This is a genomic window from Microcella sp. (assembly GCF_046293215.1).
In the GTDB taxonomy this organism is placed as follows: Bacteria; Actinomycetota; Actinomycetes; order Actinomycetales; family Microbacteriaceae; genus Microcella.
The window spans coordinates 18,400-37,495 of record NZ_JBKBPI010000014.1; the positions used below are offsets into that span (position 1 = coordinate 18,400).

Sequence of the window (19,096 nt, forward strand, 5' to 3'; positions counted from 1 at the left end):
AACCGGCTGCTACTCGTCTTCCTCCGCGCGCGACAGACGCTGCGAGATGTAGACGGGGATCAGCGACAACAGAATGAGCACGGTTGCCACGACGTTCACGAGGTTGCCCTCATTGGGCCGCGCCATCGTGTTCAGAATCCACAGCGGCAGGGTGTCGACACCGGGCGGAGCCGTGAAGATCGTGACGACGACCTCATCGAAGCTCAAGGCGAAGGCGAGCAGGCCGCCGGCGACGAACGCGGTGCGGAACTGCGGGAAGGTCACGAGTCGGAACGTTTGACCGATGCCGGCGCCCAGGTCCATCGAGGCTTCCTGGAGGTTGGGGCTCATGCGGCGCAACCGCGCGAAGACGTTGTTGAACACCATCACGATGCAGAACGTGCCGTGCGCGATGATCATGCCGAAGTAGCCGACCTGGATGCCCGCGGGGCTCAGGATTGAGTTGAACGTGTTGCTGAAGGCGACACCGGTGACCACCCCGGGCAGCGCGATCGGCAGCACGATGAGCAGGTTGACGGTCTGCTTGCCGAAGAACGAGTACCGCGACAGTGCGAACGCCGACAGGGTGCCGAGCAGGAGGGCGATGACGGTCGCGCCCAGCCCGACGACAATCGAGTTGAGCACCGCCGCGCGGATCGGCTCGGAGGTGGCGGCGATTTCCCACCAGCGGGTCGAGAAGGCCTGCACCGGCCAGGCCGCGATGCGCGAGTCGTTGAACGAGTTCACCATCACGAGCATGAGCGGCACGTACATGAACATGAGCACGATGCCGACGATCACGCCGAGGGCGATCTTTGAGCCGCGGTTCAGTCTCAACATGGGGGGCTCCTACATCCGCTCGAGGGCACCCGTGCGACGGGTGACCAGCAGGTAGATGACGACGAACGCGATCGGCACGACCGAGAACGCTGCCGCGACGGGCGGGTTGAGGTTGATGTTCGACGCGATGATCGAGCCGATCATTTGGCTGTTCGGCCCGCCGACGAAGCGGGCGGCGAGGTAGTCGCCGAGGCTCAGCGAGAAGGTAAAGACGCTTCCGGCGATGAGCGCGGGCGTCAGCAGCGGCATCACGACGGTGCGAATCGTCGTCCAGCCCTGGGCGCCGAGATCGGCGGATGCGTCGAAGAGGTTCACGGGGATTTGGCGGATCGCCGTGTACACCGGCAGCGCCATGTACGGGAACCACAGGTACGTCAGCGTGAGAATCACCACGGGGATGCCGAACCCGGGGCCGCGGCCGCCGATGATGCCGGCGACGGAGTTAAAGAAACCCTCCTCCGTGAAGGTGATGCGCATCGCGACGATCTTCACGAGGTAGCCAGCCCAGAGCGGAAGGGTGATGGCGACGGCGAGCACCGCGCGCATCCAGGGCGACGCGATTTTGGCCATAAAGATGCCGAGCGGAACCGCGAAGACGGCGCTGAGGGCGGTCACCGCGAGCGCGATGCCAAGCGTGCGCAGCGACGTGGACACATAGGCGGGGTTCGAGAACAGCAGCGCGAAGTTATCGAGGGTGAACCCGGGCCGCACGAGCGAGGTGAACGGGTCGACCAGCCAGAAGGCCGTGATCAGCAGCAGCGCGAGCGAGAAAATGTACAGCCCCACGAGCCAGGTCAGTGGCAGGGCGAGCAAGGCGCCCAGGCGCAGGCGCGGTCGGCGGTGCAGGGCCGTTGACACCGGCCGATGCAGCGGCACCGCTTGGGGTTCGCTCCGCGTCGGTGCGGATGCTGTGGAGGTCACGTGCGCTCCCGTATCGCAGTTGGGGGAAAAGTCAGTGGGGTGCGGGCGGGGCCGAAGCCCCGCCCGCGAGGTGGATCAGCCCTTGACGGTCAGCCAGGCCTGGGTCCACTGCTGGAAGTTGGTGCACTCGACGTCGGTCCGGCCGTCGACGCACTGCTCGATCGGCGTGGTCCAGTACCAGACGTTGTCGAAGTACTCCTCGTTCGTGGCGTTGAACTGCTCACAGTGGGCAGCGGCTTCCTCGCTCGTCTCGCAGAACGCGGCGTTGGCCGGAGCCATACCGAAGTTCATCGCGATCTGACCGTTGACCTCGGCCGAGCTGGTGTAGTCCATCCACAGGTAGGCGCAGTTGGGGCTGTCGGACTGCGACGAGATCATCCAGGCGTCCGACCATCCAGTCGAGCCCTCAACGGGGAGGGTGCCCTTGAACTTCTCGGTGTCCTCCGTGAACTTGCGCAGGACCTCCCACGAGGTTCCCACGACGGTCGTGCCGCCGACGAACGACGTGATCTGCGCAACCGGGTCAGCCCAGTACTCCGACACGATCGTGTTCTGCTGCTTGAGCAGTTCAATCGCGGCGTCGAGCTGCGTCTGGTCGAGCGCGTACGGGTTCGTGATGCCGAGTTCGGGCTCGTGGTACATCAGGTACACGGCCGCGTCGGCGATGTAGATCGGCGCGTCGTATGCGGTGATCTGGCCGGCGTAGGGGCTGTCGGTCTCCCACACCACGCTCCAGCTGGTGGGCTCTTCCGTCACGACCTCGCTGTTGTACTGGAGGATGTTCGCACCGCGACCGATCGGAACGCCGTAGCTCTTGCCGTTGATCGTGTCGTAGATCTGACCCTTCATGCCCTCGACGATGTCGTCGCCGAAGTTCGGGATCAGGTCGAGGTTGATCGGGGCGACGTCGCCACCGGCGATGAGCCGCAGGCTCGCGTCACCCGAGGCCGACACGAGGTCGTACTCGCCGGTACGCATGAGGGTGACCATTTCGTCGCTGGTACCGGCGACGCGACGGTTGACGACGCAGCCCGTCTCCTCGGTGAACTGGTCGGCCCAGGCCGGCTCGACGAAGCCCGACCACGCGACGATGTCGAGCGAGCCCTCGGGTTCGCCGAGCTCCTCCAGCATCGGGACGTCGGGGACGTCGATGAACAGGCCGTCGCCGGACTGCCCATCGCTGCTACAGCCCGCGAGCACCAGCAGCGCTGCTGACGCGAAGGCGGGAATAAGCACCTTCTTCTTCATTGCATCTCCTTTTACTGTGTGGGGTGGTGCCGGGTATGGCGGGGAAGGGTCTCAGGGTCAGGGAACGAGGGCGGCGTGTTCGCGGTACCACACCGCGCGCACCTGGTCGCCACGGTGGAAGGGCGCGGTGTCGTTGGGCGCGTGATCGTTGTGCCGCTCGGCGACGATCGTCAGGCCGTAGTCGGTCGTCACGATGTAGCGAGTGGCCGGGCCCGTGTAGACCGTCTCGGTGATGGTGCCGATCACGCTTGTCTCGGCCGCCGTCAGGCTCGCGTCGACGGGCGCGAGGCGCACGCGCTCGGGCCGCACACTGATCGCGCCCTCGGCACCGGCCAGCTCGCGGGCCAGGTCGGCGGGGATGAGGTTCGAGATGCCGAGGAAGCTCGCGACGAACGCGGTCTGGGGGTACTCGTAGACCTCCCGCGGAGTTCCGACTTGCTCGACGCGCCCCTCGTTGAACACCGCGATCCGGTCGCTCAGCGTGAGCGCCTCCTCTTGGTCGTGGGTGACGAACACGAAGGTGATGCCGACGTCGCGCTGGATCTGCTTGAGCTCGATCTGCATCTGCTCGCGGAGCTGCTTGTCCAGGGCGCCGAGGGGCTCGTCGAGCAGCAGCACGCGCGGGCGAAGGATCAGTGCCCGGGCGAGGGCGATGCGCTGGCGCTGGCCGCCCGAGAGCTGGTGCGGGAGTCGGTCGGCCACGTGGCTGAGGCGAACCTGCTCGAGCGAGTCGGCCACGCGCGTTGTGATCTCCGCCTTCGGCGTCTTACGCACCTTCAGGCCGTAGGCGACGTTCTCGGCGATGGTCATGTGGGGGAAGAGCGCGTAGTCCTGAAAGACCGTGTTGACCGTGCGGTCGAAGGGCGCCGCTGCCGTCACGTCTTGCCCGTCGAGAAGAATGCGCCCCGAGGTGACCTCCTCGAAGCCCGCGATCATGCGCAGCACGGTTGTCTTGCCCGAGCCGGAGGGGCCGAGCATTGAGAAGAACTCTCCGGGAGCGACCGTGAGATCGAGATCGCGCACCGCGACCATGTCGCCGTAGTGCTTCGAGACGCCGCGCAGTTCTACCCCGGCGGTGTCGCTCGACAGAGCGTCAGGGGTGCTGGCGGTGGCCGTCGTGTCCGTTGCGGGCATTGTCGGCAAACTCCTTCGAGCGTCATTGGGTCGAGGTTATGAACGCTAAAGCTATAGTTTCAGAACTTATATTTCAAGCGCGTGACGAGGATGTGACGAAATGGGCACGATCGCCGAACCCGAGCGGCGCTCCACCCTGCCCGGCGCGATCGGCCAGAATGGAGAAATGGCGCCCCGATCATCCGCTCATCGCCATGGGCGACCGGCGCGCCTGCTCAGCGCGGTTTTCCAGCCCATCGGCGACGAAGGTCGGGCCTCCCTCGTCGAACGCCGCATCGCCGACGCGATCCGCGGCGGTGTGCTGCACGCCGGCGAGAAGCTTCCCAGCGAACAGGACCTCGCCCAGACGTTCGGGGTCGCGCCAGCAACCGTGCGCGAAGCCCTCCTGTCGCTGCGCGCACGCGGGCTCCTCGTCACGCGCCGCGGGCGCGGCGGCGGAAGCTTCGTCGCCGACAGCGCCGACCCCATGGCGTTCACGACCGAGACGCTGCTCGCCACCACGCGGGTGTCGCTGCGCGACGCCGCCGCGCACTACCTGGCGATCACGCGGGCCTGCGTCGAGTTGGCCGCCCGTCGTGCCGACCCGAGCGAAGTCGAACTCATTCGCGGCCGGGTGCATCGCGCCCACGGAGGCGACCTGCGCGTGTGGCGTCGCATCGTCGACGACGCCGTGATCGAGCTCGCCGCGCTGAGTCAGAGCGCGCGCCTCACGCGCGAGCAGATGCGTCTGCAGGCCGAACTGTCGCCGTATTTCGCCCTCGTCGACCAAGACGGAGCCGAGCAGCGCCGCCGTCTCGAGGCGCTCGACAGCATCCTCGATGCCGTCGCCGCGGCCGATCCGGCACGAGCGGGCGCCCTCGTCGCGGAGGCCGTCGCGCACGACGTGACCTGGCTGATCGACCATCGGGCCGAATTAGAGGCACAATGATCTCCTCACCCCACCCGCTCGGACCGTCGAGGAGGACCGTTCGATGAGCTCGCCCGCGCCCACCACGACCGGCAGCCCCGCCACGATCGTCGCCGATTACTTCGGCCAGGCAATCGACGAACTGGAAAGCTGGAAGGCCAAGTTTGCCGATGACCTCGCCGCGGCGCGCGCCCGCGGCCCCGTGACCACCGACATCTTGGATGCTCTGGTCGCCCCGTACGCGCTGCGCACCTTCGATGCGCTCGACCTTCCCGTGTACGGCTCGGGCTTCATCGCCGCCCTCGACTCGCTCGCCGACGCCAGCAGCCACCTCGCGTGGTGGCAGGGCGCAGACCGCGCGCAGCTGGTGCTCGCCGCTCAGTCGGTCAACAAGGAGGCGATCGACTACTCAGAACTCGAGTGGTACCGGGTGCCGTACCAGACGGGTGAAGCACACGTCGCTGGCCCCTACGTCGACTACCTGTGCAGCGACGAGTACACGATCACGATTGCCTCCCCCGTCTTTCTCGACGGAGAGTTCGTGGGCGTCGCCGGTCTCGACCTGCTCATCGATCAGGTCGAACGCCACCTCACGCCGCGCCTTGCGCCGTACGGTGCCGACATCTCGATCGTGAACGGGGTCGGGCGGGTGCTGCTGTCGACGAGTCCGCACCGCGAAACTGGCGACTCGATTCGCGGTGCGGAACTCGATGCCCTCACCCGGACCGCGTGCCCGGGCATGGCCCTAGAAGTCGTGTCCGGCTAGGACGCTACGCCGAGACGCGCCCCCCGCGCACCCGCGCGACAGCCAGCGCTTCCGCCGCGTCGAGCGGGGTGACCCCGTCGGCTCGCGCTGCGGCGAACACCTCGTCGAGGGTGTCGCCGATGCCGTGCAGTCGGCGCTCGATCTCGTCGGGGGACGCGCCCCTGCTGGCGAGCGCCAGGTGGATCACACCGCCCGCGTTGACGAGGAAATCGGGGGCATACAGGATGCCCCGGGCAGCGAGGCGCGCGGCGCCCGAGCGCTCCGCGAGCGGATTGTTGGCCGGGCCGACAACCGCACGCACCGGCAGGGCATCGATCGCCTCGTCGGTGAGAACGCCGCCGAGGCCGGCGGGAACGAAAAGGTCACCCGGGGTGGTGAGCGCAGCATCCACGTCGATCCAGTCGGCGCCCAATTCGTCGGCGAGTGCGCGGCGGGACGCGACGATATCGGTGACGGCGAGCGAGGCGCCGGCGGCGGCGAGGCGGCGCGCAAGGCGTCCGCCGACCTGGCCGAGTCCGGAGATCACGATGCGGCGCCCCGCGAGCGAGGCCGAGCCGTCGAGCTCGGCGAAGGCACGCTCGATCGACACGAAGACGCCGAGCGCCGTGCCGTCAGCGGGTTCACCCTCGCCACCCTGCTCGGGCGGGAGGCCCACGACGTGGCGCGTGCGCTCGTGCACGACGAGCATGTCGTGCTCGGTTGTTCCGACGTCTTCGGCCGTGATGTAGGTGCCGCCGAACTGCTCGACGAGGTCGCCCATGTCGTGCAGGGCCGCGGTGCGCCGCTCGGCGTCGAGTTCGTCATCGGGGCCGAGAGCAATGACCGCCTTGCCTCCGCCGTAACCGATGTCGGCGAGCGCGTTCTTCAATGTCATGGCCGCTGACAGGCGCAAAACGTCGCCGAGACCGTCGCTCCAGTGGCCGTAGCGCCACATGCGGCAGCCACCGAGACCGGGGCCGAGAGCCGACGAGTGAAGGGCGACCGCCATGGTCAAGCCGCTGCGACGGCCGACCGCCGTCGTCACGCGTTCGTGGGTGAAATCGGGCAGGGAGTGCAGGGTCATCATTGTCCTCGCGGTATCTCGGCGTCGGCTTCTGGCCGGCGACGCGGTGCGGCCTCGCGGGGTGCCGCAAGGCTCGTGATCATGATGCCAGCACTCGGCACCCAGCGGGCACTCGATCTGCACGGGGTTGGCGTTCAGCGATGCGCCGTAGCGTCAGCGTTGCGCCGAGATGCGAGTTGAGCATCCGCGCCTGTCGGAAGGAACCCCATGCGCAGCACGTCATCCCCGTCGCCGATGTTCGACCTTCGCGAGGCCGTCGACAGCCTGCGCGATGCCTTCGGCCAGCGCTCGTCGTCGGCCCACCACGAACACCACCACCGCGATCTGCGGGGGGCCGTGCTCACGTCGCTGCTCGACGAGGCGCGCACGGGAGCGCAGATCATCGACGCGATTGCCGCTGAATCAGGCGGGCACTGGCGGCCGAAGCCCGGAGCCGTGTACCCGCTCTTGCAGCTGCTGGCCGACGAGGGTCTCGTCTCGGCGGAACAGCGCGACGAGAAGAAGGTCTACGCCCTCACCGAGGCTGGGCGGGCCGCCGCCGAGCAGGCCGCGGCGGAGCAGGCCGAACACCACGACCACGCGGCGGGCAGCCGCCGAGGCGACCAGGGCGGTTGGCGGGCGCCACAGTTCCCGCGCATGGACGAGCACGACGTGCTGGTGCCGAAGTCGGGCGTGAAGCTGGCCCAGGCGGCCGCGCAGGTCGCGCAGGTCGGCACCGCTGACCAGAAGAAGCGCGCCGCCGAGCTGCTCGACGAGACCCGCAAGCGGCTGTACGCCATCCTCGCCGAGGACTAACCCGTGCCCAACCCGTCGACGGGGGCATCCGGACGCCCCGCGCCGACTCCCGATCAACAGCGTGCCCTCAAGGCGCGCTACCGCCGCATCATGCGCTTCGCCACGCGCGTTCTCGTGCAGGCGTGGTGGTTCGAGCTCGTCTTGCCGCGCTTCGGGCTCGGCGGGTTCGCCGCGCGGGGGCGCATCCGCCGTCTGCAGAAGGCGGCCCGCCGCTTCCACCGCCTCGCCGCCGACCTCGGCGGGCTGATGATCAAGGCCGGGCAGTTCTTGTCGTCGCGGCTCGATGTCTTGCCGCGCGAGATCACGCAGGAGCTCGAGGGCCTGCAAGACGAGGTTGCCCCCGAACCGCTCGACCGCGTCGTCGCCCAGGTCGAGCGCGAGCTCGGCATGCCCCTCGACGTCGCCTTCGCGGCGTTCGACGAGACGCCCATCGCGGCCGCGTCTCTCGGCCAGGCCCACCGCGCGCGCCTCTCCCCCGGCCTCGCCGCCGAACTCGGCATCGACCAGGTCGTGGTGAAGGTGCTGCGCCCCGGAATCGAGGAGATCGTCGAGGTCGACCTGACAGCGCTGCGCCGCGTGGGCCGCATCCTGTCGCGCGTGAAGCTGGTGGCGAATCGCACCGACGCTCCCGCGCTCGTCGAAGAGTTCGCCACGACGAGCCTCGAAGAGATCGACTACCTCAACGAGGCCGCGTACGCCGAGCGGTTTGCCGCCGACTTCGCCGACGACGCCCGCATGCGCACCCCCGCGATTATCTGGGAGCGCTCGGCCCGTCGCACGCTCACACTGCAGGACGTCACGGCAATAAAGATCACCGACATCGCCTCGCTGCGCGCGGCAGGCATCGATCCGGATGCTGTCGCCGCCGAACTCGCGCGGGTCACCTTCCAGCAGCTCTTCATCGCGGGCTTCTTCCACGCCGACCCTCACCCCGGCAACATCTTCGTAACCCCCGGCGCCTCCGGCGGGCCCGACGACTGGACCATCACGTACATCGATTTCGGAATGATGGGCGAGATCACGCCGAGCCTGCGCGCCGGGCTCAGGTCGTTCATCCTGGCCGCAGTCGGACGCGACGGGCCGGGACTCGTTCAGGCGATGCAGCGCCTCGGAGTGCTGCTTCCGACGGCCGACATCGACGAGCTCGAGCGGGCGATGAGCGCGCTGTTCGATCGTTTCGGCGGAATGGGCGTCGCCGAACTCACGCAGGTCGACCCGCGCGAACTCGAGCAATTCGCCCGCCGCTTCAGCGAGACGGTGCGCACGCTGCCGTTCCAACTGCCCGAGAGTTTCTTGCTGTTGATTCGCACCGTATCGCTGCTGTCAGGCGTCACGAGCGCGCTCAACCAGGACTTCAACATCTGGGATGCTGTCGACCCGTTTGCGAAGACGCTCGTCGAGGCGGGGCGGTCGGGCGGCGTCGACGGCATCATCGAGCTCGGCCAGCAGGCCGTCGGGTACGCGTCGACCCTCGCGCGGCTGCCCCGGCGTATCGACCAGCTGGCGGCGAAGGCCGAGCGCGGCGACCTCGCCGTGCGCGTGCCCGAAACCGACCGGCGGATGCGCGCACTCGAACGCTCCGTCGGTCGTGCGACGTCGGGCCTGCTGTTCATCGGGCTGCTCGTCGCCGGCGCCATCTTGCGCTCGGCGGGCGACCCGCTCGGCCTGGTGCTGATGGTCGCCGCGGCGGTACCCCTGCTGCACGTCGTCGTCGGCTCGCGATTTCCGTAGCCGTCGCGCGCCCGTGTACCGAGCGTGCCGCTGCGCTAGCGTCAGCGCATGGTGACGGATGACACGACGCTCTCCCACTTCCTCGGACGCGCTCGCGAGCTCGTACCCACCGCGGTCGACGGCACGTCGTATGGGATGCCCGCCCTGCTTTATCGAGGACGCCCGCTCGTCGCGATGGTCACCACGGCGTCCGGTTACTCCGTGTACCCGTTCAGTCCCGCGGTCATCGACGCCGTAGCGCTGACGCACCCGGACCTCACACGTTCAAAGGGCGCTGTGACGTTCACGGAAACACACACGCTGTCGACCACCGCGTTCGACGCTCTCATCCGTGGCCGCGTTGCCGAGATCGACCTGGCGCTCGAGACATCGGGACGGCGCAAACGCGACCGCGAATGACAGCTCGCGCCGACTGGTGCCCCTGGAGGGACTCGAACCCCCAACCCTCTCCTTAGGACGGAGCTGCTCTTCCATTGAGCTACAGAGGCAGGCGCCTCCAGTCTAGGTGCGATGGGCTGCCTGAGCGCCGCGTGGGAATGCCTTGCCGGGAGGCACGGGGCGCTGGAATCGTGGCCGTTTCCGATCGAGAGGAGTCGCCACCATGGCCAACGCCACCGACCCGCGCAACGCCCACCCCGACGAGTTCGACGAGCAGAAGCAGGACTCGCAGCCCGGCCACCTGAGCGAGATGAGCCCCGCGCCCGACCACGGCGAACGCAGCTACCGCGGGCACGGGAAACTGGAGGGACGGTGCGCCCTGATCTCCGGGGGCGACTCCGGCATCGGTCGAGCCGTCGCGATCGCCTACGCTCGCGAGGGAGCAGACGTCGCGCTCATCCACCTCCCCGAGGAGGAAGACGACGCCGCATCGACGGCCGAGCTCGTGGCCGATGCAGGGCGCCGCGTGCTGACGATCGCCGGAGACGTTCGTGACGAAGACTTCTGCCGTGACGCCGTCGCCCGCACGGTCGACACGCTCGGCGGGCTCGACATTCTCGTGCTCAACGCCGCGTACCAGCAGGACCGCGACGGCATCGAGTCGATCACGACGGAGGAGTGGGACCGCGTGATGCGCACCAACCTGTACTCGATGCTCTGGCTCACCGCGGCGGCCCGCCCGCACCTCCACGACGGGTCGTCGATCATCACGACGACGTCCGTCCAAGCGTTCAATCCATCACCGCAGCTCGTGGACTACGCCATGACGAAGGCCGCTCAGGTGGCCTTCACGAAGGCACTCGCCCAAGACCTCGGCGAGGCGGGCATCCGCGTCAACGCCGTCGCCCCCGGACCGATCTGGACGCCGCTGATCCCCGCAACCGACTGGCCGGAAGAGAAGATCGCCGAGTTCGGCAGCGACACTCCGCTGGGCCGGGCGGGCCAGCCGGCCGAACTCGCGGGCGCGTACGTCTACCTCGCCTCAGACGACGCCACCTACGTGTCGGGCGCGATTCTCGCGGTGACGGGCGGTAAGCCGCTCTAGCCAGCTGTTCCGACCGCGGGCCGTGCGGCCTAGAGTGACCGCATGGCCCGTGGTAGCGACGCCGTCACCTTTCACCCCGACCTGACGCGCGCACGTCTGATGCCGCGAACGTCGGTCACGGCCCGCAGTCGGCGGTTGCTGCGGGCGCTCGGCCGACTCGGTGCGGGCCAGAGCCCGCGCGGCGGCGAGCTCGTTGCGCTTCCCACCGGGGCTCACCTGCGCGTGCACTGGCCGACGACGCCGACCTCGGACGACGGCCTCCCCGCCGTCCTGCAAATTCACGGCGGCGGCCTCATCATCGGTTCCCCCCGAGGCTCCGACGCGCTGTGTCGCACTCTCGCCGACACACTCGGCGCGGTCGTCGCGAGCGTTGGCTATCGACTACCCCCCGAGCACCCCTACCCCGCCCCGCTCGACGACTGCGAGGCGGCGCTGACGTGGCTCGCCACGCACCCCCGTGTCGACCGCTCCCGTCTCGCGCTCACCGGCGATTCGGCGGGCGGCGGGCTCGCTGCCGCGGTCACGGCGCGCACGGTCGACGCCGGCGCGGTCACTCTCGCGGGCCAGGCACTGCTGTATCCGATGCTGGATGACCGGACGGCGGCCGACCCACAGGCCGCCGACCCGCCGTACCTCCGCCTCTGGAATGGCGCCAGCAACCGTCTCGGCTGGGGCATGTACCTCGGCGAGCGGGCGGCGACGCCACCCACCGATGCCGTTCCCGCACGGCGCACCGACCTCACCGGATTCCCGCCCACCTGGATCGCCGTCGGCACCGCCGATCTCTTCCACGACGAAGATGCCCGCTACGCTGCATCGCTGCGCGCGGCGGGCGTGGAGTGCGAGCTCGTCACGATCCCGGGTGCCTACCACGGCTTCGACGTCGCCGAACCGCGGGCTGCCATCTCGCGCGACACCGCGCAGCGCCGTATCGAGGCGCTGCGCCGGATGCTCGCGGTCGCGCCCCGCTAACGGCTCACGCTGCCACGGCGGGCGCCAGGTACGCGTCCCACTGCGGTTGCGGGCGCTCGATACCGCGCACCAGCCAGGCCGTGCCGTGCGGAGCCTTTGGCGTCACCCGCAGCTGCCAGCCCATCTCGGCCGGTGTGCGGTCGCCCTTGATGTTGTTGCACTTCAGGCAGCACGCGACCAGGTTCTCCCACGAGTCGGCACCGCCGCGCGAGCGGGGATGCACGTGGTCGATCGTCGAGGCGAAGCCGCTGCAGTAGGCGCACCGATTGCCGTCGCGCCGCAACACCCCGCGGCGGGTAAGCGGCACCTTGCGCGCGTGCGGGATCTTGACGTACCGCCGCAGCACAATCACGCTCGGACGGTCAAAGGCGTCAGTGATTCCGAATACGGGATGCTCGCCATCGGCGGCAATAACGCTCGCCTTGCCGTTCATCACCAGCACGAGGGCTCGGCGGAACGACACGACGGCGAGGGGCTCGTATCCAGCGTTGAGGACGAGTGTGCGCACGGCTTCTCCTGTCGACGGGCCCGCATGGCCTGCGGACGGTCCCTTATCGACACCGGCTCCGGTCGAGCAGTTCGACGTTCCTGAACCCGCGTGGGCACAAAAAAAGCACTGCTGTCAGACAGCAGTGCTTGTTTCGGCGACACCGTGACAGGGCACGATCTCGCGAACGCCGCCGACTATGCGAAAGACGGCGCGCGCATCCACGGTTTGGATGTCGCGTCGCTGTCGCATGGTCGCTCCTCGGCCGACGCCGCGTGGCGTCGATGCGGTCAGGCTAACCCACGAAGATGAACGGCAGCCGTCACGTGTGGTTTCGGCGCGTCACGCTCCGAAGCGCACGATGTAGTAGTCGTTGGTCCAGATCGGACGAACGCTGACCACGCTTCCGGCTCGCGGCGAGTCCAAGATCATGCCGTTGCCCATGTAGAAGCCGTTGTGGCCCGCCATGATGACCACGTCACCGGGGCGCGCGTCTTCGCGCGAAATGCGGGTGCCGAACGCGGCCTGCGTCACGACGGTCCGCGGAATCGCGAGGCCGAACTGCGCGTAGACGAACTGCACGAAACCCGAGCAGTCGAAGCCGGCAGGGGTGGTGCCCCCGAACAGGTACGGAGTGCCCTGGTACTGGAGTGCAACCTGCACCACCTGATCGAGATCAACGGCGGGGTACGGGGGGTTCGCAAGGAAGTCAGCAACACCGGGACCGCTGTAGGCGGGGGCAGCCGCCGCGGCGGCAATCTGAGCGGCCCGCTGCTCGGCGGCCCGGGCCGCGGCAAGTTCTTCGACCGTCGTCGCACTGAAGTCATCGCGGAAGGCGGTCACGGCGGTGACCTCGTCAGAGACCTCGACGCTCTGCGCCTCGGTGGCCATGAGCTGGGCGATGGCCTCGGCGTTGCCACTGGCGATGGCGTTCTCTGCGTTCGCGACCGGGTCGGCGACCAGGGAGGTTCCGGGGAGCGCCATCGTGGCGATGAGGCCCGTGGCAACCGTGATGACCGCCATGTTGACCGCGGTGCGCTTGATGCCGGGGCGCGCAGCGCGGGCGGGTGCGGCGGCGGTCGCGAGAGCCGGGGCCTCGACGGGGGGACGAACGACGAGGCCGGTGCGTTCGGCGCGCAGGTCGCGGCGTCGGACGGGAGTCGTGTCGTCGTGGGGAGCCATGCGCGGGGTCTCGCCTGGGGTGCCTTGGATCAAGAGCAATCTCCTGCGCCTCGCCGCTCCGAGGTAGCGGCCCGTCACTGGTTTCGTGTGTTCCACGGTCCGGGCAGGAGACGGGCGGTGCGGGCGTCCTGCGTCGGAGCCGTCGACGTGAGGTGTACGCGACGACCTGGCGAGTGTACGTGAGGTTACGGAATGGTCACAACTCGACGCGCCACCCCCACATATAGTGGTGAAAGCTCAGTCAGCGACGTAGATGTGCTGTGCAACCTCGGGTGGCAGTTCGATGGCTTCGGCACGCCCCGCGACCTCGACCGAGATGTAGCCCCCGTCGCCCGTGCGAATGATCGCCTCCGCACCGGGAACAACGCCCGCCTCGTGCAGCTGATGCAAAACGTCGGGGTCGAACTGTACGGGCTCCGCGAGTCGGCGGATCGTGCAGTGCCGGGTGCCCGCAGCCAAGGCGTGCTGCAGGGCAATGACGCCGTCCAGGAACGGCTCGGCCTCCGGGAGCCCGAACTCTTCCAGCCCGGGAATCGGGTTGCCGTACGGCGACTCGGCGGTGTCGCCGAGCAGGGCGATGATGCGTCGTTCCACCTGCTCGCTCATGACGTGCTCCCAGCGGCACGCCTCCTCGTGCACGAGCGACCACTCGAGCCCGATGATGTCCGACAACAGGCGCTCGGCGAGGCGGTGCTTGCGCATCACCGCCGTGGCCTTCGCGCGACCCTCGTCGGTGAGCGCCAGCTGGCGATCATTCTCGATGCTGACGAGTCCGTCGCGCTCCATGCGCGCCACGGTCTGCGACACGGTGGGGCCAGAGTGCCCGATCCGTTCGGAAATACGAGCCCGAAGGGGGGTAATCCCCTCCTCCTCGAGGTCGAGGATGGTGCGCAGATACATCTCCGTCGTATCGACGAGATCAGTCATCTGCCACTCCTTAATCGGCCGGTCGGCACCGCGATGGGGTGCACTCATCAGCCTAAACGCTCGCACCGGGCGAGAGCTTCCCGCCCGCGACGGTCAGTAGGATTCGAGCATGGCCGACATCGTCATCCCCGCTGACCTCCTGCCCGTCGACGGTCGATTCGGCTGTGGCCCCTCGAAGGTTCGACCCGAGCAGGTCGCTGCCGTGACGAACGCTGCCCACCTGCTGGGCACCTCCCACCGCCAGAAGCCGGTGAAGGCGCTCGTCGGAAGCGTGCGCGCTGGGCTGTCCGAGCTGTTCCGCCTCCCCGACGGCTACGAAGTGGTGCTCGGCAACGGTGGCTCGACGGCGTTCTGGGACGTGGCGGCGGCCGGACTCATCGAGAGCCGCAGCGGTCACCTCGACTTTGGTGAGTTCGGCAGCAAGTTCGTCGCATCCGCCCGCGCCCCCTGGCTGGAAGCCCCCCACGTGGTGAAGACCGAACCCGGCACGCGCGGCACGCTCGAGCCGGTTGCGGGCGTCGATGTCTATGCCTACCCGCACAACGAGACGTCAACGGGCGTTGCCAGCCCGGTCACGCGCATCCCGGGTGATGACGGCGCGTTGACGGTCGTTGACGCGACCAGCGCGGCCGGCGGTATTGACATCGACATCGCCGAGACCGACGTGTACTACTTCGCGCCGCAGAAGAACTTTGCCGGTGACGGCGGTCTCTGGATCGCACTCATGAGCCCGGCGGCCATCGAGCGCGCCGTGCGCATCGACGCGTCCGACCGCTTCATTCCCCCGTTCCTGTCGCTGACCGCCGCGATCGACAACTCCCGTCTCGATCAAACGCTGAACACGCCGGCGCTCGCCACGCTCGTCCTGCTCGACGAACAGGTGCGGTGGATGAACGAATCCGGCGGCCTCGCCTGGTGCGGCGCCCGCACGGCCACCTCGAGCGGGCTGCTGTACGACTGGGCCGAGTCGCACCCCCTGGCCACCCCGTTCGTGGCGAACCCCGAGCACCGTTCGCCCGTCGTCGTCACGATCGACCTGGACGACAGCGTCGACGCGGCCGCCGTCGCCGCAACACTGCGCGCCAACGGCGTCGTCGACACGGAGCCCTACCGCAAGCTCGGGCGCAACCAGCTTCGCGTTGCGACCTTCGTCGCCATCGAGCCCGACGACGTACGTCAGCTCACCCGCAGCCTCGACTACGTGCTCGAACGAGTGGCGGGATAGCCGCATGCGCCTCTGGGTGCCGCATGACGAGCGCCGACCCCAGCCGGAGCCTCTCGCGACAAACGATCGTCTCGCCTACCTCGTGGGCATCACGCTCTGGCTCGCGGCCATCGCCGTCATCGCCGTCATGGCACTCACCGGCGTCATGACCGACACCGTCGGGATGCTCGTGACCGCCGGAATCGGCATCGCTCTCGGTGCCGCGGGACTGATCGTCGTCAGTCGTCCTCGTCGCTAGCGATCTCGTCCGCGTGGGAGTCGATGTCGACGCCGTCGAAGACATCGACGTCGTGGTCGTCATGCAGGTCGTGCTCGTCGGCGTCGTCATCGTCTGAGTCGTCGTCGTCAGCGTCGTCGCCGTCGGGCGAGTCGGCGTCCGCAGCGGCCTGCTCGGCCTGCTGGGCGAGGAACTCGTCCATCCGGTCGGCCCAGGGCACCCAGTCGGGCGCGACAAGCGCGCCGTCGCCCGGCATGAGCTCGGTTTCGAGCACGCTCGGCGCGGCCGGATCGATGGTGCTGATGCTCACCGTCCAGACCCAGCCGGGGTAGCCGCCCATCGTCGTCGAGAACAGCAGGGTGGCGACGCCGTCGGCCTCCGCCAGCTCGCGCAATTGTCCGACGGTGCGCTCGGGCGTGATCTCGGCGAGCGCCGCACGAGCCAGCGCCTCGAGGGCTGCGGATGCCGCCGCGTCAGGCATCCAGATCGTCCGCGACCTTGCGCAGCACGGCCGCGATCTTGCGGCCCTGCTCACGGTCGGGGTAGCGGCCGCCGCGCAGGCGACCACCCACGCCGTCGAGCAGCTTGATGAGATCTTCGACGATGATGGCCATCTCGTCGGCTGGCTTGCGGTTAATCGCGGCGAGCGTCGGCTTCTGGTCGAGGATGCGCACGGACAGCGCCTGCGCACCCCGCTTTCCATCGGCAATACCGAACTCGAGCCGGGTGCCGGCCTTGACGGTCGCACCTGCGGGCAGCGCGGAGGCGTGCAAGAAAACCTCGTCGCCCTCATCGCTGGCGATGAAGCCGAAGCCTTTGTCTTGGTCGTAGAACTTGACCTTGCCGGTGGGCATGCGCGTACTCCTGACGGTGGTGTGGTGCGTCCCTGAGAGGATACCCGGCGCACCGTGCCCCCTGGAGCGGGGGCTAGGCCACCCTCAGTCGACGGGCCTATCCTTGCCTCATGCCAGAAGAGTCGATCGTCATGGGCAACCGCACGGAACGCGTGCTTGCCTACCTGGTGGCGGTCGTGATCGTGATTAGCCTCGCGTGCTTCATCGCCCTGATGTCCGCCGTGTCGGCCGGGCTCGATCCGCGCGACTTCACGTCGGGCGTGTGGGCGTGGGTGACCATGTTGCCGCTCATCAGCCTGCCGATCGGATTCGGCCTCATCGTTGCGCTGCTCGTTGTGAGTGCGGTGCGGCGATCGCGCGCCGCCAAGCATGCCGGCGGCTAGTCCCGCCTCCCTCGCCCTCGCGGCTCGACTGCGGCAGTACGACGAGGCCGGGCTGGCCGAACTGATCCGCCGACGTCGGGTCTCTCCCGCCTCTCTCGACGACCTTTTCGACCTCGCCGAAGCGCTGCTCGACGACGCCTCTATCGCGAGCGCCGTCGCCGACATGCACCGCGCATCCCTTGCCGCTGTGGCGACCGCCGTTGAGCTCGACCCGGAGGGGCGGGGGGTGCCTCTGTCGTCGCTTGCGAGTCGCCTGCACCTGCCCGTCGACGCCGTCGTTGCCGCCCTCGACAGCGCGGCCGAGCGCCTCATCGTGATCCTCGACGATGCGCAGGTGCTCGTACCGTCCGCGGTGGGCGAGGCGCTCGCGCGGCGCGGGGGTGACGCGGGCGAGCTGTCCGCCGCGGCACTGCGAGACGCACCGGCGCCGAGCCCGCTCCGGCCGGTCGACCCTGACGACATCGCCCGTCTGAACCGCATCGCCGCGGAGCACGCATTTGAGTTCACCGTGCGGCTGGGCGAACTCACCCGGTCGCTCGAGCGCACACCCGCTCGCCTGCTCGCCCGCGGCGGAGTCTCCCTGCCCGACGCGCGTCGCGTGGCGGCAGATGCCGCGATCGCCGATGAGACCCTGGGTGACCACCTGGCGCTCGCTCGCAGTGCCCAACTCGTTGCCGACACCGCTGACGAGCTCGTGGCCACGCCGCTCGCCGAACGCTGGCGCTCGCAATCGCTGAGCGAACGGTGGCGTGCCCTCGCCGAGTCGTGGAGCAGTGAGCTTCCGACGCCGCTGCGCGCCGAACTGCACCGTCGGGCGGTGGCGGGCGCCGGCGACCGCACGGCCGAATTGGTGGCCTGGCTGTACCCCGCGGCCGACGCGCAGCTCAGGGAACGCCTGGAGGCGCTGGGCCGACAGGCCGCCCTTCTCGGCGTGACGGTCGATGGGCGCGCGAGTTCCATCGGCGCGGCACTTCTGAGCGCGGGCGGCCGCGCGGCAGCCGACGCACTCGCCCCGCACCTCCCGCCGGAGGTGCGGCAGGTGTACCTGCAGCACGACCTCACGATCGTCTCGCCCGGCCCGCTCGCTGCCGAGCTGGACGAACGCCTCCGCGGCGTCGCCGACGTCGAGGCGGCGGGGCTGGCGGGCCGCTACCGCCTCACGGCCGACAGCGTGACGCGGGCAATCGCCCGGGGCGAGAGCGCCCAGACACTGACCGACTTTCTCACCGCGCTGTCGCTGACCGGTGTACCGCAGCCGGTCGCGTACCTGATCGACGAGACCGCGCGGCGCTACGGTGCCGTGCGCGTCGGGATGCTCGCACCCGACGAAGCAACGGACCTCGCCGCCACGACGAGCATCCGCAGCGACGACCCCGCGCTGATCGACACCCTCCGTGTCGACGCTGCGCTCACGCCCCTCGGACTCACGCGCACGGGACCGCACCGGCTCGTCAGTCGACTCGACCCCAGCCTCGTGCTCGGCACGCTCATCGATGCGCGGTATCCGGCGGCGCCCGAGGAGGGCGAGCATCCGATCGTTCCGGCGCGTGCTGAGCGCCGTCGCGGACGCGCGCCAGCGCCGCGTTCGGCGACGACCGCACCGACCGACCCGGTGCTCGAGGCGGCGCGCCGACTCCACAGCGCCACCTCGAGCGCCGGAGCGGCCGGGGGTGACGCCTGGGTCGCACGACAGTGGGAGTTGGCGCTTCGCGCCAAGCTGCCCGTGCACGTGACAGTGCGCCTGCCCGACGGTACCGAGCGAGCCTTCGATCTCGAGCCGACCGGTATCGCCGCCGGTCGGGTGCGCGGGCGAGACCTCGCCGCCGACGTCGAACGCACGCTTCCGATCTCGAGCATCGCGGCACTCGACGTGCCCGAGTAGGGCGCAGCCTTCACAGGTCGCGGGCCTAGATGATTGATTCCAAGGGTTCAGTGGTCGTACGCTGTCAGTGACCGGAGGATCGGCTGCCCGGTGCGATGGT

At 69.0% G+C, this 19,096-nt stretch carries 21 protein-coding genes and 1 tRNA gene; 11 read left to right on the forward strand and 11 right to left on the reverse strand.

Going from position 1 to position 19,096, the window contains the following annotated elements:
• Window positions 1–9: 9 nt before the first annotated feature.
• From ACK4SC_RS11370 to ACK4SC_RS11385, 4 genes are all read right to left on the reverse strand, one after another.
• Complete coding sequence (locus ACK4SC_RS11370; RefSeq protein WP_409618053.1) at window positions 10–819, reverse strand: ABC transporter permease; 810 nt, start codon at window positions 817–819, stop codon at window positions 10–12.
• Window positions 820–828: 9 nt separating this feature from the next.
• On the reverse strand, window positions 829–1,677 hold the full coding sequence (locus ACK4SC_RS11375) for an ABC transporter permease (protein WP_409618055.1): 849 nt from the start codon (window positions 1,675–1,677) through the stop codon (window positions 829–831).
• 138 nt (window positions 1,678–1,815) lie between these two features.
• On the reverse strand, window positions 1,816–2,988 hold the full coding sequence (locus ACK4SC_RS11380; protein ID WP_409618057.1) for a spermidine/putrescine ABC transporter substrate-binding protein: 1,173 nt from the start codon (window positions 2,986–2,988) through the stop codon (window positions 1,816–1,818).
• 57 nt (window positions 2,989–3,045) lie between these two features.
• On the reverse strand, window positions 3,046–4,122 hold the full coding sequence (locus tag ACK4SC_RS11385) for an ABC transporter ATP-binding protein (protein ID WP_409618059.1): 1,077 nt from the start codon (window positions 4,120–4,122) through the stop codon (window positions 3,046–3,048).
• Between the two features lie 100 nt (window positions 4,123–4,222).
• On the opposite strand from ACK4SC_RS11385, the gene ACK4SC_RS11390 reads away from it, so the two are divergent.
• Both ACK4SC_RS11390 and ACK4SC_RS11395 read left to right on the forward strand, forming a co-directional pair.
• Window positions 4,223–5,050: a FadR/GntR family transcriptional regulator gene (locus ACK4SC_RS11390; RefSeq protein WP_409618061.1), complete on the forward strand. Its 828-nt coding sequence runs from the start codon at window positions 4,223–4,225 to the stop codon at window positions 5,048–5,050.
• A 43-nt stretch (window positions 5,051–5,093) separates the two neighbouring features.
• Entirely contained in the window at window positions 5,094–5,795 is a 702-nt protein-coding gene (locus tag ACK4SC_RS11395; protein ID WP_409618063.1) for a cache domain-containing protein, read from the forward strand.
• 4 nt (window positions 5,796–5,799) lie between these two features.
• On the opposite strand, the gene ACK4SC_RS11400 is transcribed toward ACK4SC_RS11395, so the two are convergent.
• Window positions 5,800–6,861, reverse strand: a complete 1,062-nt coding sequence (locus tag ACK4SC_RS11400) for a Glu/Leu/Phe/Val family dehydrogenase (RefSeq protein ID WP_409618065.1) — start codon at window positions 6,859–6,861, stop codon at window positions 5,800–5,802.
• Window positions 6,862–7,065: 204 nt separating this feature from the next.
• Here ACK4SC_RS11400 and ACK4SC_RS11405 point away from each other — a divergent pair, with 204 nt between their 5' ends.
• The 3 genes from ACK4SC_RS11405 to ACK4SC_RS11415 all read left to right on the forward strand — a co-directional run bounded on the left by ACK4SC_RS11405 (window position 7,066) and on the right by ACK4SC_RS11415 (window position 9,783).
• Window positions 7,066–7,653 carry a PadR family transcriptional regulator gene (locus ACK4SC_RS11405; RefSeq protein ID WP_409618067.1) on the forward strand — a complete coding sequence of 196 codons (588 nt, stop codon included), beginning with the start codon at window positions 7,066–7,068 and terminating at the stop codon, window positions 7,651–7,653.
• A gap of 90 nt (window positions 7,654–7,743) precedes the next feature.
• Entirely contained in the window at window positions 7,744–9,384 is a 1,641-nt protein-coding gene (locus tag ACK4SC_RS11410; RefSeq protein WP_409618082.1) for an ABC1 kinase family protein, read from the forward strand.
• A 48-nt stretch (window positions 9,385–9,432) separates the two neighbouring features.
• Complete coding sequence (locus tag ACK4SC_RS11415; RefSeq protein ID WP_409618068.1) at window positions 9,433–9,783, forward strand: DUF1801 domain-containing protein; 351 nt, start codon at window positions 9,433–9,435, stop codon at window positions 9,781–9,783.
• 14 nt (window positions 9,784–9,797) lie between these two features.
• On the opposite strand, the gene ACK4SC_RS11420 is transcribed toward ACK4SC_RS11415, so the two are convergent.
• Window positions 9,798–9,872: transfer RNA gene (locus ACK4SC_RS11420), tRNA-Arg, on the reverse strand.
• A 113-nt stretch (window positions 9,873–9,985) separates the two neighbouring features.
• On the opposite strand from ACK4SC_RS11420, the gene ACK4SC_RS11425 reads away from it, so the two are divergent.
• Both ACK4SC_RS11425 and ACK4SC_RS11430 read left to right on the forward strand, forming a co-directional pair.
• Complete coding sequence (locus tag ACK4SC_RS11425; protein ID WP_409618069.1) at window positions 9,986–10,867, forward strand: SDR family oxidoreductase; 882 nt, start codon at window positions 9,986–9,988, stop codon at window positions 10,865–10,867.
• A 42-nt stretch (window positions 10,868–10,909) separates the two neighbouring features.
• Window positions 10,910–11,839 (forward strand): alpha/beta hydrolase, encoded by a 930-nt coding sequence (locus ACK4SC_RS11430; protein ID WP_409618070.1) that lies wholly within the window; start codon window positions 10,910–10,912, stop codon window positions 11,837–11,839.
• 4 nt (window positions 11,840–11,843) lie between these two features.
• Here the strand turns inward: ACK4SC_RS11430 and ACK4SC_RS11435 are convergent, their stop codons facing one another.
• From ACK4SC_RS11435 to ACK4SC_RS11445, 3 genes are all read right to left on the reverse strand, one after another.
• Window positions 11,844–12,347, reverse strand: a complete 504-nt coding sequence (locus tag ACK4SC_RS11435; protein WP_409618071.1) for an HNH endonuclease — start codon at window positions 12,345–12,347, stop codon at window positions 11,844–11,846.
• 321 nt (window positions 12,348–12,668) lie between these two features.
• Window positions 12,669–13,508, reverse strand: coding sequence for a C40 family peptidase (locus tag ACK4SC_RS11440; RefSeq protein WP_409618073.1), 840 nt, complete (start codon window positions 13,506–13,508; stop codon window positions 12,669–12,671).
• A 237-nt stretch (window positions 13,509–13,745) separates the two neighbouring features.
• Window positions 13,746–14,435 (reverse strand): metal-dependent transcriptional regulator, encoded by a 690-nt coding sequence (locus ACK4SC_RS11445; RefSeq protein WP_409618074.1) that lies wholly within the window; start codon window positions 14,433–14,435, stop codon window positions 13,746–13,748.
• A 109-nt stretch (window positions 14,436–14,544) separates the two neighbouring features.
• On the opposite strand from ACK4SC_RS11445, the gene serC reads away from it, so the two are divergent.
• Window positions 14,545–15,660, forward strand: coding sequence for a phosphoserine transaminase (serC, locus tag ACK4SC_RS11450; protein WP_409618075.1), 1,116 nt, complete (start codon window positions 14,545–14,547; stop codon window positions 15,658–15,660).
• 4 nt (window positions 15,661–15,664) lie between these two features.
• Window positions 15,665–15,898 carry a DUF2530 domain-containing protein gene (locus ACK4SC_RS11455; protein ID WP_409618076.1) on the forward strand — a complete coding sequence of 78 codons (234 nt, stop codon included), beginning with the start codon at window positions 15,665–15,667 and terminating at the stop codon, window positions 15,896–15,898.
• Here ACK4SC_RS11455 and ACK4SC_RS11460 read toward each other — a convergent pair.
• Complete coding sequence (locus tag ACK4SC_RS11460; protein WP_409618077.1) at window positions 15,879–16,358, reverse strand: DUF3027 domain-containing protein; 480 nt, start codon at window positions 16,356–16,358, stop codon at window positions 15,879–15,881. The two genes, ACK4SC_RS11455 and ACK4SC_RS11460, sit on opposite strands and share 20 nt — an antisense overlap.
• Window positions 16,351–16,731 carry a cold-shock protein gene (locus ACK4SC_RS11465; protein WP_409618078.1) on the reverse strand — a complete coding sequence of 127 codons (381 nt, stop codon included), beginning with the start codon at window positions 16,729–16,731 and terminating at the stop codon, window positions 16,351–16,353. The genes ACK4SC_RS11460 and ACK4SC_RS11465 overlap by 8 nt, the downstream gene beginning before the upstream one ends.
• Window positions 16,732–16,841: 110 nt before the next feature.
• On the opposite strand from ACK4SC_RS11465, the gene ACK4SC_RS11470 reads away from it, so the two are divergent.
• Window positions 16,842–17,114 carry a hypothetical protein gene (locus tag ACK4SC_RS11470; protein WP_409618079.1) on the forward strand — a complete coding sequence of 91 codons (273 nt, stop codon included), beginning with the start codon at window positions 16,842–16,844 and terminating at the stop codon, window positions 17,112–17,114.
• Complete coding sequence (locus tag ACK4SC_RS11475) at window positions 17,101–18,996, forward strand: helicase-associated domain-containing protein (RefSeq protein ID WP_409618081.1); 1,896 nt, start codon at window positions 17,101–17,103, stop codon at window positions 18,994–18,996. The genes ACK4SC_RS11470 and ACK4SC_RS11475 overlap by 14 nt, the downstream gene beginning before the upstream one ends.
• Window positions 18,997–19,096: the final 100 nt, after the last annotated feature.